We start from the raw sequence: 16,346 nt of genomic DNA, 5'->3' as shown, positions 1-16,346 counted from the left end.
CACCGCCGCTTGTGTTTTCAGCCGTCCGGCGTTTGAGGACCGGGGTCCGGGGCGGAGCCCCGGGGGGTCTTTCAGCCCCGCCGGCGTTGGAGGCGCGGGTCTGGGCGGAGCCCGGGGAACGGCGGAAGGGCGGGCAGGGGACGGCCCCGCAGGGCCGCTTGCACCCCTGCCCGGGCTACGGCAGGGCGCGCCTCATCGACCGGTGCGGAATACCCGCGTCCTCGAACTCCGGCCCGTAGGCCTCGTACCCGAGCCGCTCGTAGAACCCCATCGCATGGGTCTGGGCACCCAGATCGACGGCGGACAGCCCCAGCCGACCCGCCTCCGTCTCGATCGCCCGCACCAGCGCGACCCCGACCCCGAGCCCGCGCGCGGCCTTGGAGACGGCCAGCCGCCCGAGCGAGCCGACCTCCGCGGAGCCCGTCTTGCCCAGGGCCCGCGGCCCGTACAGCAGCCGGCCGGTGCCCAGCGGCACCCCGTCCGGCCCCTCGGCCAGCACGTGCAGCGCGATCTCGTCGTACGCGTCGTACTCGATCGACTCCGGCACCGACTGCTCGACCACGAAGACCTCGGTCCGCACCGCGAAGCAGGCCTTCAGGTCCGCTTCGTTGTCGACGACCCGCACGACGACAGCGCCGACAGCGCCGGCACCGCCGGCGCCGCCGGTCACTCGCTCTCCTTGCGGATCACGTCCAGCGCGTTCTGCAGGTCCGCCGGGTACGTGCTCGCGAACTCGACCCACTGCCCGTCCGACGGGTGCTCGAACCCGAGCCGCACCGCGTGCAGCCACTGCCGCGTGAGCCCGAGGCGCTTCGCGACGGTCGGGTCGGCGCCGTACGTCAGGTCGCCGACGCAGGGGTGCTTGTGCGCGGCCATGTGCACGCGGATCTGGTGCGTGCGCCCGGTCTCCAGCTTGATGTCCAGCAGGGAGGCGGCGCGGAAGGCCTCGATCAGGTCGTAGTGGGTGACGGAGGGCTTGCCCTCCTGGGTCACGGCCCACTTGTAGTCGGCGGTGGGGTGCCGCCCGATCGGCGCGTCGATCGTGCCGCTCATCGGGTCCGGGTGGCCCTGCACCAGCGCGTGGTAGCGCTTGTCGACGATCCGCTCGCGGAACTGGTTCTTCAGCGAGGTGTACGCGCGCTCCGACTTCGCGACGGCCATCAGGCCGGAGGTGCCGACGTCGAGCCGGTGCACGATGCCCTGGCGCTCGGAGGCGCCGGAGGTGGAGATGCGGTAGCCGGCGGCGGCGAGGCCGCCGATGACGGTGGTGCCGGTCCAGCCGGGGCTGGGGTGGGCGGCGACGCCGACCGGCTTCATGATGACGACGATGTCGTCGTCGTCATGGACGATCTCCATGCCGGGGACGGGTTCGGCGACGAGCTCGACCTTCCGCGGCGGCTCGGGCATCTCGACTTCGAGCCAGGCGCCACCGTGCACACGCTCGGACTTCCCGACGACACTGCCGTCGACCAGCACCTTTCCCGCAGCCGCGAGTTCGGCCGCCTTCGTCCGGGAAAAACCGAACATACGGGCGATTGCGGCGTCGACGCGCTCGCCCTCTAGGCCATCGGGTACGGGCAGGGTGCGGATCTCGGGAATCGTACTCACCTGTCGAGTATGCAGGACTCGACAGAAGACCATTCCCGCGATCAGCCCCCGATCAGCCCGCGATCAGCCCGCCGCCCGCTTGCCGGGTCAGTCCTTGTGGACGGTGCCGTCCGGGTCCAGGCCCTTGAAGGACAGCAGGACGATCAGGATCCCGCCGCACACGATCGCCGAGTCCGCGAGGTTGAAGACGGCGAAGTGGGCGGGTGCGATGAAGTCGACGACCGCTCCGCGGAAGACGCCCGGCGAGCGGAAGATCCGGTCGGTCAGATTGCCCAGCGCCCCGCCCAGCAGCAGGCCCAGCGCGATGGCCCAGGGCAGGCTGTACAGCTTCCGCGCGAGGCGCACGATCACCACGATGACGGTGGCCGCGATGCAGGTGAAGATGATCGTGAAGGCCTCGCCGAAGCCGAAGGCCGCGCCGGGATTGCGGATCGCGTCGAACTTCAGCAGGTCTCCGATGACCTGGATCGACGGCTGGTGCTCCAGCTTCGCGACGACCAGCATCTTGCTGCCCAGGTCGACGAGATAGGCGAGAAGCGCCACGACGAGCAGCGCGACGATCCGCCGCCGCCCCTTGGGCGCCGCGGATTCGGGCTGGGTGCCGTCGTCCCCGACCTCCGGCGTACCGATGATGCGCTCCGCCTCTGCCACGTGAGTCCCTCGAACTAGCTCGAACCAGGTTGTTGGACGGCACCGCGCCGCCGACCCGCCAGGTGCCTGGACCCTGACGAGACACGAGAGTACGTCAGGGCGCCCTTCGGCCGCCGCCCCGGCCGGACCTCGACCGGAGCCCACCGGCACCGGCCCGGGGCCCTGCGGCGCCCGCCAGGCGCCCTCACGGCACCCTCACGGCCTCCGCCCGGCTCCCGCTCAGTGCCGCCGCTCCTGCTTCTGCTTGCAGTCCACGCACAGCGTGGCCCGCGGGAACGCCTGCATCCGTGCCTTGCCGATGGGCTGGCCGCAGTTCTCGCAGAGGCCGTACGTGCCCGCCTCCAGCCGTTCCAGCGCGCGCTCGGTCTGCTCCAGCATCGAGTTGGCGTTCGCGGCGAGGGCGAGCTCGGACTCCCGGGTGATGTTCTTGGTCCCGGTGTCGGCCTGGTCGTCGCCCGCGCCGTCGCCGGAGTCCCGCATCAGCCCGGAGATGGCCGCGTCGGAGGCCTGGAGCTCGGCGCGCAGCCGCAGCACCTCGCTCTGCAGCTCGGTCCGCGCCTCGGAGACCTCCGCCGGGGTCCAGGGGTCCTCGCCGGGCCGTACGGCGAGCTCGCCGGGCGCCAGGCCCGCCGTGCCCCGCGCCTTGGGCAGCCCGCTGGTCGCGGCCGTGGCCGTCTTCCTGGCCGTGCCGGTGCTCTTCTTGGCAACCACTTTCCGGGCTCCCGTCTCGTGCGCGGCCTGCGCCGCCCCCTCGGCCCCGGCCGTCTTGGCCGTGGCCTTCTTCGCGGCGGTCTTCTTGACCGCCGTCTTCCTGACGGCGGCCGTCTCCTCGGCGGGCGCCTTCCCGGCTGCCGCCTTCTTCGCGCCGGCGGCCTTCGTCCCGGCCGCCGCCGTCTTCGAGGCCGCCTTCTTCGCGGCCGCCGCCTTCTTCCCGGCGGCAGCCCCTTCCACCGGTCCGGCCTCCGGATCCGGAGCCGCCACCGCCGACACCATCTCCGTCACCGGCTCCTGCGCCGGCTTCTCCGCAGCCTTCCCGACAGCCTTCTTGGCAGTACTCCCGGCGGTCTTCTTCGCCACCATGGCCGCGGCCCCTTCACATACTGTGATCATTGCTCGCGAATCGTGCCGGAACGATAAATCGGCTCCGGCCCCGCGGCAACGGGGCACGCGTCCATCGAGGTCAACCTGCATCCGTTGTGCCCAGCGGGGAGCCCGGTAATCCGCCCCACCCACCCCACCGCACCCCGGAGCGGCCCGTCGGCCCATTCGGGTCAATCCGATCCCGGTCCGAGCCCGGGTCGGAGCCCGGTCCGAGCCCCGGTCCGAGCCCGGGTCCAGACCCCGGTCCGCGCCCCGCCCGGACCCTCGCGCCACGCCCCGTAAACCGGTCTGCCGACGCGCCCCCCGGCCCGTACACTGGGCCCAGCGAGAAGCATGGATGGGGACGAGTAGCGTCGGACGCAGCCAGGAGCGACCCGGGGACGGTGAGAGCCCGGGGGCGAGCGCGATGCGAAGGATCACCCCGGAGCCGCCGGAAGAAAGCCCACCGGGATTCCCGTAGGGCGAGTAGAACCGGCTTCGCACCCCAATGAGGGGGCCGACGGACCGCAGGTCCGCAGGCCAAGGAGGGTGGTACCGCGGGAGCAGTCCCTGATCTTCAGGGCATGGTTCTCGTCCCTCCGGACGGAAGTGACACCCCGCCGGAGGAAGAGTTCAGCCTCATGACCACACCGCCGCAGTACCGCCCGGTACCCGCCCAGGTCGACCTGCCTGCCCTTGAGCACGCCGTCCTCGACTTCTGGCGCGAGAGCAAGACCTTCGCCAAGACCCTGGAGCAGTCCGAGGGACGCCCCGAGTGGGTCTTCTACGAGGGCCCGCCCACCGCGAACGGCATGCCCGGCGCGCACCACATCGAGGCCCGCGTCTTCAAGGACGTCTTCCCCCGCTTCCGCACCATGCGCGGCTACCACGTGGCCCGCAAGGCCGGCTGGGACTGCCACGGCCTGCCCGTCGAGCTCGCCGTCGAGAAGGAACTGGGCTTCAACGGCAAGAAGGACATCGAGGCGTACGGCATCGCCGAGTTCAACGCCAAGTGCCGCGAGTCGGTGACCCGCCACACCGATGCGTTCACCGAGCTCACCAACCGGATGGGCTACTGGGTCGACCTCGACGACGCCTACCGCACCATGGACCCCGAGTACGTCGAGTCCGTGTGGTGGTCGCTGAAGGAGATCTTCAACAAGGGCCTGCTCACCCAGGACCACCGCGTCGCGCCCTGGTGCCCCCGCTGCGGCACCGGCCTCTCGGACCACGAGCTGGCCCAGGGCTACGAGACGGTCGTCGACCCCTCGGTCTACGTCCGCTTCCCGCTGACCTCCGGCCCCCTCGCGGGCGAGGCGGCGCTGGTCGTCTGGACGACCACCCCCTGGACCCTGGTCTCCAACACCGCGGTGGCCGCGCACCCCGACGTCACCTACGTCGTGGCGACCAACGGCGAAGAGAAGCTCGTCGTCGCCCAGCCGCTGCTGGAGAAGTCCCTCGGCGAGGGCTGGGAGGCCACCGGCGAGTCCTTCACGGGCAAGGAGATGGAGCGCTGGACGTACCAGCGCCCCTTCGACCTGGTCGAGTTCCCCGCCCCCGCCCACTACGTCGTGAACGCCGAGTACGTCACGACCGAGGACGGCACCGGTCTGGTCCACCAGTCCCCCGCCTTCGGCGCCGACGACCTCGCGGTCTGCCGCGCGTACGGCCTGCCCGTCGTGAACCCGGTCCGCCCCGACGGCACCTTCGAGGAGGAGGTCCCGCTCGTCGGCGGCGTCTTCTTCAAGAAGGCCGACGAGAAGCTGACCGCCGACCTCGACGCGCGCGGCCTGCTCTTCAAGCACATCGCCTACGAGCACAGCTACCCGCACTGCTGGCGCTGCCACACCGCCCTGCTCTACTACGCGCAGCCGTCCTGGTACGTCCGCACCACCGCCGTCAAGGACGCGATGCTGCGGGAGAACGAGAAGACCAACTGGTTCCCGGACTCCGTCAAGCAGGGCCGCTTCGGCGACTGGCTGAACAACAACATCGACTGGGCGCTGTCCCGCAACCGCTACTGGGGCACCCCGCTGCCCATCTGGCGCTGCGAGGACAACCACCTCACCTGCGTGGGCTCCCTGGCCGAGCTGAGCGACCTGACGGGCACGGACCAGTCGAACCTGGACCCGCACCGCCCGTACATCGACGAGGTCACCTTCCCCTGCACGGCCGAGGGCTGCACCCGCACCTCGGTGCGCGTGCCGGAGGTCATCGACGCCTGGTACGACTCGGGTTCGATGCCGTTCGCGCAGTGGGGCTACCCGCACAAGAACAAGGAGATCTTCGAGAAGCGCTACCCGGCGCAGTTCATCTCGGAGGCCATCGACCAGACCCGCGGGTGGTTCTACACCCTGATGGCGGTCGGCACCCTCGTCTTCGACAAGTCCTCCTACGAGAACGTGGTCTGCCTGGGCCACATCCTCGCCGAGGACGGCCGCAAGATGTCCAAGCACCTGGGCAACACCCTCGAACCGATCCAGCTGATGGACACGCACGGCGCGGACGCCGTCCGCTGGTTCATGGCGGCCGGCGGCTCTCCGTGGGCGGCGCGCCGCGTCGGCCACGGCACGATCCAGGAGGTCGTCCGCAAGACGCTCCTCACGTACTGGAACACGGTCGCCTTCCAGGCCCTGTACGCACGCACGTCGAACTGGGCCCCCTCGGCCTCCGACCCGGCGCCCGCGGACCGCACGGTCCTGGACCGCTGGCTGCTCTCGGAGCTGCACACCCTCACCACCGAGGTCACGGAGGCGATGGAGTCCTACGACACCCAGCGCGCCGGCAAGCTGCTCTCCTCCTTCGTGGACGACCTCTCCAACTGGTACGTCCGCCGCTCGCGGCGCCGCTTCTGGCAGGGCGACGCGGCCGCGCTGCGCACCCTGCACGAGGTCGTGGAGACGGTCACCCGCCTCCTCGCCCCACTCACCCCCTTCATCACGGAGCGGGTCTGGCAGGACATGATCGTCCCGGTCACCCCGGACGCCCCGGAGTCGGTGCACCTGACCACGTGGCCGGTCCCGGACGCCTCGGCCATCGACCCGGCGCTGTCCCAGCAGATGCAGCTGGTACGCCGCCTCGTGGAGCTGGGCCGCGCGACGCGCGCCGAGTCGGGCGTGAAGACCCGCCAGCCGCTGTCCCGTGCGCTGGTCGCCGTATCGGGCTTCGAGACCCTCTCCCCCGAGCTGCACTCGCAGATCACGGAGGAGCTGAACGTCTCCTCGCTGGCCTCCCTCTCGGAGGTCGGCGGGTCCCTGGTCGACACCACGGCCAAGGCGAACTTCCGCGCGCTGGGCAAGCGCTTCGGCAAGGGCGTGCAGGACGTGGCGAAGGCGGTCGCCGCGGCCGACGCGGCGGCGCTGTCCCTGGCCCTGCGTTCCGGTGAGGCCTCGGTGGAGGTGAACGGCGAGCCCGTCGCCCTCACCCCCGAGGAGGTCATCATCACGGAGACCCCGCGCGAGGGCTGGTCGGTGGCGTCCGACTCCGGCGCGACGGTCGCCCTGGACCTGGAGATCACCCCGGAGCTGCGTCTGGCGGGCCTGGCCCGTGACGCGATCCGCCTGATCCAGGAGGCCCGGAAGAACTCCGGCCTCGACGTCGCGGACCGCATCGCCCTGCGCTGGTCCTCGTCGGACCCCGAGCTGGTGGCAGCGCTGACCGACCACGCTTCGCTGATCGCCGACGAGGTCCTGGCCACGGACTACGCCTCCGGCGAGGCGGACGCCACGTACGGCGACCCGTTCACGGACGAGCCCCTGGGCCTCACCTTCCGCCTCCGCAAGGCGTAGCCCCCGGCCCGAAGCGGCCCGTGCCCCCTTCCCCGGGGGGTGCGGGCCGTTTCGCGTTTCCCCTACCCGCCCTTCCGCCGTTCCCCGGGCGCTGCCCGGACCCGCGCCTCAAACGCTGGCCACATCCAGCCCCGCCGGCGTTTGAGGCGCGGGGTCTGGGGCGGAGCCCCAGGGGGTCCGGGCGCAGCCCGGGCCCCCTGCTTTCAGCCCGTCCGGCGTTTGAGGCGCGGGTCAGGGCCGACCCTGGGAACGGTGGAAGGGCGGGTAGGGGACTTCCGCCCCGCGCAGCGGCGTGCGCCCGGCCCGCGGGGGCCTCGCACCGTCCGGGTACGGAAACGGGCCGGGCCCGGTGCCCCCGAAGGGGAACCGGGCCCGGCCCGTACCGTCTGCCGACGGATGATGCCGCTTAGTTGTCGTCCTCGTCGATCAGGAAGCCCCGCATGGGAGACGGCGCCTGCTGCATCGGCTGCGGAGCAGCCGGCCGCACCGGAGCCATCGGCTGCGTCATGGCCGGGGACATCTGCTGCTGGCCGCCACCGTAGGAGGGGGCCATCGGGGACGGACCGCCCATCGGCGACGGGCCACCCATCGACGGGCCACCCATGGAGTGCATCGCACCGGCCGGAGCCATCGACGGGGTCGGCGACGGCGGCAGCGCGGGACCGGCGGGGTTCCGCGGCGGAGCCAGCGAGTCGTCGGCCTGCGTCTCCAGCTGGCGCAGCTGCGACTCCAGGTAGGACTTCAGGCGGGTGCGGTACTCACGCTCGAAGCCCCGCAGGTCCTCGACCTTGCGCTCCAGCGTGGCGCGGGCGGACTCCAGGGAGCCCATCGCGACGCGGTGCTTCTCCTGTGCGTCCCGCTCCAGCGCGTCGGCCTTGGCGCGGGCGTCCCGCTCCAGGCCCTCGGCGCGCGACCGGGCCTCGCCGACGATCTTGTTGGCCTCGGAGCGGGCCTCCGCGATCGCCTGGTCGGCGGTCTGCTGCGCGAGCGACAGGACGCGGGCGGCGCTGTCGCCACCGGGACCCTGCTGCGGAAGCTGCTGCGGCTGCTGGTGCATCTGCTGGCCCATCGGCTGCATCTGCTGGCCCATGGGCTGCATCTGCTGCCCCATCGGCTGGCCCATCTGCTGGCCGAGCGGGTTCTGGCCACCCATGGACTGCTGCTGCTGTGCCTGCATCGGGCCGCCCATCAGGCCGGGACCCTGCTGGCCCATGCCCTGCTGGCCCATGCCCTGCTGACCCATGCCCTGCTGGCCCATCTGCTGCTGCCCACCCATGGTGTGCTGCTGCATGGGGTTGCCCATCGGGCCGGGACCCTGCTGGCCGTGCCCACCGGGGCCGGCCGGAAGCTGAGGCGGGCCACCCGGAAGCTGCGGCGGACCCATCTGGGGCTGCTGCTGCGGGGGGCCGGATATGGCCGCGGGCACGGGGGCTCCGGGGCCACGCTGGCCTCCACCGTCCTGGGGGTCCGGCTTGCGCATGCCCTGCTGCTGGTTCTGCGCGGCGGCACGCGTGGCGGCCGCCAGCTTGGCGCGCAGGTCCTCGTTCTCGCGCAGCAGGCGCGTCAGTTCGGACTCGACCTCGTCGAGGAAGGCGTCGACCTCGTCCTCGTCATAGCCTTCTCGCAGGCGGACGGTCGTGAACTGCTTGTTCCGCACGTCCTCGGGAGTCAGCGGCATGTCTTCTTCACCTCTACGTAGTCGTCGGCAGTCGGCAGGACCGTATCGGGACTGTCCCCGCGCCTGCGGGGAAGCTCATCGTTCACACGCTTCTCGCAGCGGTGCTCACGAAACTGATGAGGATGTAAACGATGATCATCAGAACGAAGAAGGACAGGTCGAGTGCCACGCCCCCGAGACGCAACGGCGGGATGAGCCGCCGAAGAAGCTTGAGCGGTGGATCGGTGACAGTGTAGGTGGCCTCCAGAACGACCACCATCGCCTTGCCGGGTGTCCATGAACGTGCGAACTGGAACACGTAGTCCATGACCAGTCGGAAGATCAGCACGATGAGGAAGCACATCAGCGCGATGTAAACCACTTGCAGTGCTACGCCCATCCCGCGCTTCCCTCTCCCCTGCTTCCGCCCTGTACCCGGTCCCGTATCTGACGGATCGGTCTAGCTTTGGTTGAAGAACCCGCCCTCCGCGATGCGGGCCTTGTCCTCCGCCGTGACATCGACGTTAGCAGGAGACAGCAGGAACACCTTCTGTGTCACGCGTTCAATGCTGCCGTGCAGACCGAAGACGAGACCTGCGGCGAAGTCGACCAGACGCTTGGCGTCCGTGTCATCCATCTCCGTGAGATTCATGATCACCGGAGTGCCCTCACGGAAGTGTTCCCCGATGGTACGGGCCTCGTTGTAGGTCCGGGGGTGCAGCGTCGTGATGCGGTACGGCTCCCGCTCGGAGACGACCTTGGGCATGATCACGGGGGCGTTCTTCTCCAGATTCGAGCGTTCGGGTGTGATGGACGCCACGGGGGCGATTCGCGCAGGACGTCCGTTTTCAACCGGCATTGAGATGGGTTCTCTTGGTGCCGGAGGCTGGGCAACTCGTACCGGTTCGTCCGATACGGGCGTTTGATGCGAAACGGGCTGCTGCCGGCGATCCCGCTCGCGCGATCGCTCCGGCTCCGGCTCGGGTTCGAACTCGTCGTCGGGGTCGTACCCCGGGTTGTCGTACCGGTCGTCCTCCACGAGGCCGAGGTAGACCGCCATCTTGCGCATCGCGCCGGCCATTCTCTGAGTCCTCCGCTCTGTGGTGGATCGCCCTGTCGCAGGTGTATCGCCGTGTCACGAATGTCACCAACTGCCCGCGATCCACGTGGCCTGTCCGCTCATCAGCGGAAATGACCATATTTTCTGCTGTGGTCCGACTTTCTTCGCGACGTTACCCGAGCCGGGGTCTCGCGCCGAGTACCGCAGTGCCGACGCGTACATGTGTCGCACCGGCCGCAACGGCCTGTTCCAGGTCTGCGCTCATCCCGGCCGACACCATCGTGGCAGCCGGATGGTCCGCGCGCAGGCGGGATGACAATTCCACCAGCCGCTCGAAGGCCGCTTGTTCGCGTCCCGCGTAGCGCCCGGCCAGCGGAGCGACCGTCATGAGGCCGTCGATGCGCAGCCCCGGGGCCGCCGCCACGAGGTCCGCCAACTCGGCGAGCTGCTCGGGCGCCGCGCCACCGCGGGCCCCCCGTTCGCCCGACTCGGCGTCGAGGGCGATCTGCACCAGGCAGCCCAGTTCCCGTCCGGCGCCCTCCGCGGCCGCCGAGAGGGCTGCCACGAGCTTGGGGCGGTCGACGGACTGCACGAGATGCGCGTATCCCGCCACGGAACGGACTTTGTTCGTCTGCAACTGGCCGACGAAGTGCCAGGTGAGCGGCAGATCCGCACAGGCCTCGGCCTTGGGGGCCGCGTCCTGGTCCCGGTTTTCCGCCACGTGACGGACACCCAGGTCCGCCAGCAGTCGTACGTCGCTCGACGGGTAGGTCTTGGTGACCACGATGAGGGTCACCTCTTCCCGCTTGCGCCCGGCGGCCGCGCAGGCGGCCCCGATCCGCCCCTCCACCCGCGCGAGGTTCTCGGCGAGCTCGGACTTACGATCCGTCATTCTTCAGTCCAACCAGACATATCCGGCAAGCCGCCCGGTCATCCGGTCGCGGCGGTACGAGAAGTGGTCCCGCGACTCCAGTGTGCAGACCGGCGACCGCCCGAGGTCGGCCACCCCCGCTTGCGCGAGCTGCGCGTGCACCCCGGCGACCACGTCGACGGCCGGTGTCCCCCAGCTGGTCTCGGCGTACGCGGCCGGCACCACCTCGGCGACCGCTTCCCGCATCTCGGCGGGAACCTCGTAGCAGCGCCCGCACACCGCCGGTCCGGTACGGGCCACCATGCGCGCGGGGTCGGCCCCGAGCGAGACCATCGCCTCGACGGCGGCGCCCACGACTCCGGCGACCAGCCCGGGCCGCCCGGCATGGGCGGCTCCCGCGATGCCGGCGACGGGGTCGGCCAGCAGGACGGGCGTGCAGTCGGCTGTGAGGACCGCGAGGGGAAGCCCCCGACGGGCGGTCACCACCGCGTCCACCGCGGGGATCTGCTGGTCCGGGCCCCACGGGCCGTCGACCACCGCCACCTCGCGGCCGTGCACCTGGTTCATCCAGACCACCCGGTCCGGCGCGATGCCCAGCGCCTTCGCCGCGGCGGCCCGGTTCGCGCGAACGGCGGCCGGGTCGTCTCCGACCGCGCCGCCGAGATTGAGCTCCTCGTACGGAACGGCGCTCACCCCGCCCCACCGGTCGGTGAAGGCGAAGTGGGCGCCGCTCGCGCTGTACTGCTCCAGGGTCACTTCAAGAAGTCCGGAACGTCCAGTTCTTCGGCCGGGCTGTCCTGGTACGGCCGGGCCGTCGGGACCTGCGGGGCCGGAGCCTCGGCGACCGGGACCGGCTCGCTGCGGACCGGCTCCTCGCGCGGGGTGACCGAGCCGAGTCCGCCGAAGGCCGGGCGGGCCGGCTCGGCGGCACGGACCGGAGCCGGGGCCGGCTCCTCGCGCTTGGTGGAGGCCGCGCCGATGACGTTGTCGCGGCGGGCCGGGGGCTGTCCGCCGTCGAACCCGGCCGCGATGACGGTGACCCGTACCTCGTCGCCGAGCGCGTCGTCGATGACGGCTCCGAAGATGATGTTCGCCTCGGGGTGCGCCGCCTCGCTCACCAGCTGCGCGGCCTCGTTGATCTCGAAGAGACCGAGGTCCGAGCCACCGGAGATGGAGAGCAGCACGCCACGGGCGCCATCGATGGACGCTTCCAGCAGCGGCGAGGAGATCGCCATCTCGGCTGCGGCCACCGCGCGGTCGTCGCCGCGGGCCGAGCCGATGCCCATCAGGGCCGAGCCCGCCTCGGACATCACGGACTTGACGTCCGCGAAGTCGAGGTTGATCAGACCCGGGGTCGTGATGAGGTCGGTGATGCCCTGGACGCCGGACAGCAGGACCTGGTCCGCCGACTTGAAGGCGTCCAGCACGCTGACCTGGCGGTCCGAGATGGACAGCAGTCGGTCGTTGGGGATGACGATGAGGGTGTCGACCTGCTCGCGGAGCTGGGCGATGCCGTCCTCGGCCTGGTTCGCGCGGCGCCGGCCCTCGAAGGTGAACGGCCGGGTGACCACACCGATCGTCAGGGCGCCCAGCGAGCGCGCGATGTTGGCGACGACAGGTGCGCCGCCGGTTCCGGTGCCGCCGCCTTCACCGGCGGTGACGAAGACCATGTCGGCCCCCTTGAGGACCTCCTCGATCTCCTCGCGGTGGTCCTCTGCCGCCTTGCGGCCGACATCCGGGTTGGCGCCGGCGCCAAGACCCCGGGTGAGTTCGCGACCGACGTCGAGCTTGACGTCGGCGTCGCTCATCAACAGCGCCTGGGCGTCTGTGTTGATGGCGATGAACTCGACGCCCTTGAGACCGACCTCGATCATTCGGTTGATGGCATTGACACCACCGCCGCCGACACCGATGACCTTGATGACTGCGAGGTAGTTCTGCGGTGCTGCCACGTCGAAGGCCTCTCGCCTCGAGTTACGTGTCGTTCGCCTCGCGGGCCTGCGGTGCGACGACTGATGCCGAAATTGGGACGGTCCGTACACGCCGACCCGAACCCTAACCCTGAAGTTTAGGGTTATGAGTGTGTCTGTTCCTTGGACTCTTCCGAACAGGACACTAAGTCGACAAGTAGCGCGTGTTCAACGAACACGCCGAACCTCCCGTTTTTCTTTTCACCCTATGTGATCACCCGTATCGGTGGCCAACCAGGGTGCGACGCTGTTCGACCGGACGTCAACTACCGGACACCGCCGGGGCGGTGGGGACGCTCACGTCGAATCGGTCAGCCTTGGGCGAGGCCTTCAGGAGCGCTGTCAGCGCGCGACCCTTCGCCGCGCCCTGTTCGCCGCTCCCCCAGACCACCGTCCGGCCGCCGGTCAACTCCAGTACCACCGAGTCGTAGGACCGGACCTTGACCTGCACGGTCTCCTTGCGGACGGATTCCGGGAGGACGCCGGCGATGGCGACGGCCTCGTGCAGCAGCCGTTCCTCGTCGAATCGGCGGCCGCTCGGAGACTGCTTCGAGCTCAGTTCGAGGAGCGGAACACCTGTCGGTGCTTGTCCGACCGTGTCGAATCGCACACCGGAAGCGTCCACTTCCACGAACTGCGCGTTCTTCTTGATGAGCAGAACGGGCTTGCGTTCCGTCACCTTCAACCCGATTCCGTGCGGCCAGGCCCGCACCACATCGACCGAATCGATGCGCGACAGGCGGCCGCGGATCCGGGCCTCGATCTCGTCGGTGTCCACGGACACCAGGGGTGCGCCGACGGGAACGGCCGCCGCCGCCAGTACCTGGTCCCGGGTCAGGACCTCGGTGCCGGCGGCGGTGACCTTCTCGACCCGGAGCCAGGAGGAGCCGTAGAGGATCCAGGTGCAGCCGGCGGCCAGGAGCAGGGCGAGGACCAGGCCGGCGACCACGAGGGGTCCCCGGCGCAGCCCTCCCGGGAGCCGTCCGCCGGGGCGCGGACCGCGGGATCCCCCGGGGCCCGATCCCTTGGGCGGCTTCGACGACTTGGGGGGCTTGGGCGCCCCCGGCCGCCTGAGCGGGCCGGAGCCCTCCCCGGCGGCTCCGGGGCCGCCACGCTGCGCGGTGCTCGCTCCGGCCACTCCTGTGCCTCCTGCGTCGGTGCTTCCCGCGTCAGCGGGCTCTGTTGGCTGCGATCGCCTCGTACACCATGCCGACGAGCAGGTCGTCGGCGTCCCGGCGGCCGAACTCGGCGGCGGCGCGGGACATCTCGTACAGGCGGTGCGGGTCGGCGAGGACCGGGAGGACCTGGCTGAGCACCCACTGGGGCGTCAGTTCCGCGTCGTCCACGAGCAGGCCGCCGCCGGCCTTGACCACCGGCTGGGCGTTGAGCCGCTGTTCGCCGTTGCCAATGGGCAGCGGGACGTAGGCGGCGGGCAGCCCGACGGCGGACAGTTCGGCGACGGTCATCGCGCCCGCGCGGCAGAGCATCATGTCGGCGGCGGCGTACGCGAGATCCATCCGGTCCACGTACGGTACCGGCACATACGGCGGCATCCCGGGCATGTTGTCGACACGCGGCAGTTCGTTCTTCGGGCCGACCGCGTGCAGGATCTGGACCCCGGAGCGCTGGAGGGTCGGCGCGACCTGCTCGATCACCTCGTTGAGGCGCCGGGCGCCCTGCGAGCCGCCGGAGACCAGCAGCGTCGGCAGGTTCGGGTCCAGGCCGAAGGCGGCGCGCGCCTCCGGGCGGACCAGTGCCCGGTCGAGGGTGGAGATGGAGCGGCGCAGCGGGATGCCCACGTAGCGGGCACCGCGCAGCTTGCTGTCGGGGGTGGAGACCGCGACGGCGAACGCGTACCGGGAGCCGATCTTGTTGGCCAGTCCGGGCCGGGCGTTGGCCTCGTGGACGATGATCGGCACCCCGAGGCGCTTGGCCGCGAGGTAGCCGGGCAGGGCCACGTAGCCGCCGAAGCCGACGACGCAGTCGGCCTTGGTGCGGATGAGGATCTCCTCCGCGGCCTTGATGGTGCCGCGCAGCCGTCCTGGGACGGTGATCAGCTCGGGTGTGGGCCTACGGGGCAACGGAACGGCCGGGATCAGTCCCAGCTCGTAGCCGCGCTCGGGCACCAGGCGGGTTTCGAGTCCGCGTTCGGTGCCGAGGGCGGTGATGCCCACGGAAGGGTCCTGCCTGCGCAGGGCATCCGCGAGGGCCAGCGCCGGCTCGATGTGGCCGGCGGTCCCCCCACCGGCGAGTACGACATGCACCGAAATTCACCGCTCTCCGGACGGACGCTTCTTGACGCGCCGTCTCATCGACTTCCATCTCTGCCCGGTCCGCGGCCGGCCGTTCTTGGGCCTCCGCATCGCGAGCGCCGCCCGTGCCGCCGGCTCCTCACGCGCGAAGGCGATGAGCAGTCCGACCGCGAACATGGTCGGCAGCAAGGCTGACCCACCGTAGGAGAACAGCGGGAGCGGGACCCCGGCGATCGGCAGCAGACCGAGCACCGCACCGATGTTGATCACGGCTTGCGCCGTGATCCAGGTGGTCACGCCTCCCGCGGCAAACCGTACGAAGGGGTCCTCCGTGCGTCCGGCCACGCGGATACCCGCATAGCCTAGGGCCGCGAACAGGGCGAGCACCGACAGCGTCCCCGCCAGCCCCAGTTCCTCACCGGTGATGGCGAAGATGAAGTCGGTGTGGGCCTCTGGCAGTTGCCCCCATTTTTCCACACTGGCACCCAGCCCGGAACCGAACCATCCGCCCGACGCGAGGGCGTAGATTCCGTGGACCGCCTGCCAGCACAGCCCGTTTTCGGGCAGCTCGGTCACTCCGATGCACTGGAGCCGGTCCATGCGGTGCGGGCTGGTCTTGATGAGCAGGGCGACGAGCACGCCCACGAAGGCCAGCACCCCGGCGAACATCCGCGTCGGCGCCCCGGCCAGCCACAACAGGCCGAACAGGATGGCTCCGAGGATCATCGCGGTGCCCATGTCCCCGCCCAGCATGATGAGCCCGAGCAGCAGGAAGGTGACCGGGACCAGCGGCACCAGCAGGTGCTTCCACTGGCTCAGCAGGTCCTTCTCGCCCTTGCGTGCCAGCAGGTCGGCGCCCCAGAGGATCAGTGCCAGTTTGCCGAACTCACTGGGCTGGAGCATGAACGGACCACCAAGGGAGATCCAATTCTGGTTGCCGTTGATCGACACTCCTATCCCGGGCACCTGGACCAGGACCATCAGGAAGAGCGTGCCGGTGAGCACCGGGTAGGACAGTGCCCGGTGGAGTTTGACGGGCATCCGGGAGGCGAGCAGCAGCAGTCCGGTGCCGATCGCGGCCGCCAGGAACTGCTTCTTGAAGAAGTAGGCGTCACCCAGGCCGAGCTGGAGCGCCTTGATCATGGAGGCCGAGTAGACCATCACCAGGCCGAGCACGGTGATGAGCAGCGAGCTGCCGAAGATCAGGTAATACGCCGTGAGGGGCCGGTCCCAGGCCCGGCGCAACTGCCGCTGCGTGCGCCGCAGCCGGGTCAGCGGTCCGCCCCCGGCGGGCCGCCTCGGACGTGCCGCGGCGCTCCCCCGGCCCAGCATCCGGCCGGCCCTGGGCGCTCTGGGTGCGCCGGGTCTGGCTCCCTTGGTGCCCTTGCCCTCTTTAGCAGTCTGGGCAG

The 16,346-nt window shown here is 70.6% G+C and carries 14 protein-coding genes; 1 reads left to right on the top strand and 13 read right to left on the bottom strand.

Features of this window, described 5'->3' with window-relative positions; all coding sequences use genetic code 11:
• Positions 1–175 precede the first annotated feature (175 nt).
• The 4 genes from OG276_RS27945 to OG276_RS27930 all read right to left on the bottom strand — a co-directional run bounded on the left by OG276_RS27945 (position 176) and on the right by OG276_RS27930 (position 3,339).
• On the bottom strand, positions 176–670 hold the full coding sequence (locus OG276_RS27945) for a GNAT family N-acetyltransferase (protein WP_266909450.1): 495 nt from the start codon (positions 668–670) through the stop codon (positions 176–178).
• Positions 667–1,608, bottom strand: a complete 942-nt coding sequence (locus OG276_RS27940; RefSeq protein WP_266909448.1) for an RluA family pseudouridine synthase — start codon at positions 1,606–1,608, stop codon at positions 667–669. The genes OG276_RS27945 and OG276_RS27940 overlap by 4 nt, the downstream gene beginning before the upstream one ends.
• Before the next feature lie 87 nt (positions 1,609–1,695).
• Entirely contained in the window at positions 1,696–2,259 is a 564-nt protein-coding gene (gene lspA / locus OG276_RS27935) for a signal peptidase II (RefSeq protein WP_266909447.1), read from the bottom strand.
• Between the two features lie 219 nt (positions 2,260–2,478).
• On the bottom strand, positions 2,479–3,339 hold the full coding sequence (locus OG276_RS27930) for a TraR/DksA family transcriptional regulator (RefSeq protein WP_266909446.1): 861 nt from the start codon (positions 3,337–3,339) through the stop codon (positions 2,479–2,481).
• Between the two features lie 641 nt (positions 3,340–3,980).
• On the opposite strand from OG276_RS27930, the gene ileS reads away from it, so the two are divergent.
• On the top strand, positions 3,981–7,127 hold the full coding sequence (gene ileS / locus OG276_RS27925) for an isoleucine--tRNA ligase (protein WP_266909445.1): 3,147 nt from the start codon (positions 3,981–3,983) through the stop codon (positions 7,125–7,127).
• A gap of 406 nt (positions 7,128–7,533) precedes the next feature.
• Here ileS and OG276_RS27920 read toward each other — a convergent pair whose 3' ends face one another.
• The 9 genes from OG276_RS27920 to ftsW all read right to left on the bottom strand — a co-directional run bounded on the left by OG276_RS27920 (position 7,534) and on the right by ftsW (position 16,269).
• Entirely contained in the window at positions 7,534–8,805 is a 1,272-nt protein-coding gene (locus OG276_RS27920; RefSeq protein ID WP_266909444.1) for a DivIVA domain-containing protein, read from the bottom strand.
• Positions 8,806–8,887: 82 nt separating this feature from the next.
• Positions 8,888–9,184, bottom strand: coding sequence for a YggT family protein (locus OG276_RS27915; RefSeq protein ID WP_112450285.1), 297 nt, complete (start codon positions 9,182–9,184; stop codon positions 8,888–8,890).
• 60 nt (positions 9,185–9,244) lie between these two features.
• On the bottom strand, positions 9,245–9,865 hold the full coding sequence (locus OG276_RS27910; RefSeq protein ID WP_266909443.1) for a cell division protein SepF: 621 nt from the start codon (positions 9,863–9,865) through the stop codon (positions 9,245–9,247).
• A 151-nt stretch (positions 9,866–10,016) separates the two neighbouring features.
• The gene (locus tag OG276_RS27905; RefSeq protein WP_266909442.1) at positions 10,017–10,736 is read right to left on the bottom strand and encodes a YggS family pyridoxal phosphate-dependent enzyme; all 720 of its coding nucleotides are present in this window, start codon (positions 10,734–10,736) and stop codon (positions 10,017–10,019) included.
• A 3-nt stretch (positions 10,737–10,739) separates the two neighbouring features.
• Positions 10,740–11,471: a peptidoglycan editing factor PgeF gene (gene pgeF / locus OG276_RS27900; protein ID WP_266909441.1), complete on the bottom strand. Its 732-nt coding sequence runs from the start codon at positions 11,469–11,471 to the stop codon at positions 10,740–10,742.
• Complete coding sequence (gene ftsZ, locus OG276_RS27895; protein ID WP_243330151.1) at positions 11,468–12,667, bottom strand: cell division protein FtsZ; 1,200 nt, start codon at positions 12,665–12,667, stop codon at positions 11,468–11,470. Before ftsZ ends, pgeF begins: the two co-directional genes overlap by 4 nt.
• 280 nt (positions 12,668–12,947) lie before the next feature.
• Positions 12,948–13,823 carry an FtsQ-type POTRA domain-containing protein gene (locus OG276_RS27890; protein ID WP_323182367.1) on the bottom strand — a complete coding sequence of 292 codons (876 nt, stop codon included), beginning with the start codon at positions 13,821–13,823 and terminating at the stop codon, positions 12,948–12,950.
• 31 nt (positions 13,824–13,854) lie between these two features.
• Positions 13,855–14,949 (bottom strand): undecaprenyldiphospho-muramoylpentapeptide beta-N-acetylglucosaminyltransferase, encoded by a 1,095-nt coding sequence (gene murG / locus OG276_RS27885; RefSeq protein WP_266909440.1) that lies wholly within the window; start codon positions 14,947–14,949, stop codon positions 13,855–13,857.
• Positions 14,950–14,955: 6 nt separating this feature from the next.
• A complete protein-coding gene (gene ftsW, locus OG276_RS27880; protein WP_266913164.1) occupies positions 14,956–16,269 on the bottom strand; it encodes a putative lipid II flippase FtsW in 1,314 nt (437 codons plus the stop codon).
• Positions 16,270–16,346: the final 77 nt, after the last annotated feature.

Origin of the sequence: Streptomyces sp. NBC_00086, from assembly GCF_026343255.1 — a bacterium.
In the GTDB taxonomy this organism is placed as follows: Bacteria; Actinomycetota; Actinomycetes; order Streptomycetales; family Streptomycetaceae; genus Streptomyces.
This window is presented reverse-complemented; position numbering and strand designations above follow the sequence as displayed.

Excerpts from the sequence above, each read along its gene's own strand:
- OG276_RS27930 (WP_266909446.1), bottom strand. The coding sequence starts at position 3,339 with ATGGTGGCGAAGAAGACCGCCGGGAGTACTGCCAAGAAGGCTGTCGGG.
- ileS (WP_266909445.1), top strand. The coding sequence starts at position 3,981 with ATGACCACACCGCCGCAGTACCGCCCGGTACCCGCCCAGGTCGACCTG.
- OG276_RS27920 (WP_266909444.1), bottom strand. The coding sequence starts at position 8,805 with ATGCCGCTGACTCCCGAGGACGTGCGGAACAAGCAGTTCACGACCGTC.
- OG276_RS27915 (WP_112450285.1), bottom strand. The coding sequence starts at position 9,184 with ATGGGCGTAGCACTGCAAGTGGTTTACATCGCGCTGATGTGCTTCCTC.
- OG276_RS27910 (WP_266909443.1), bottom strand. The coding sequence starts at position 9,865 with ATGGCCGGCGCGATGCGCAAGATGGCGGTCTACCTCGGCCTCGTGGAG.
- OG276_RS27905 (WP_266909442.1), bottom strand. The coding sequence starts at position 10,736 with ATGACGGATCGTAAGTCCGAGCTCGCCGAGAACCTCGCGCGGGTGGAG.
- ftsW (WP_266913164.1), bottom strand. The coding sequence starts at position 16,269 with ATGCTGGGCCGGGGGAGCGCCGCGGCACGTCCGAGGCGGCCCGCCGGG.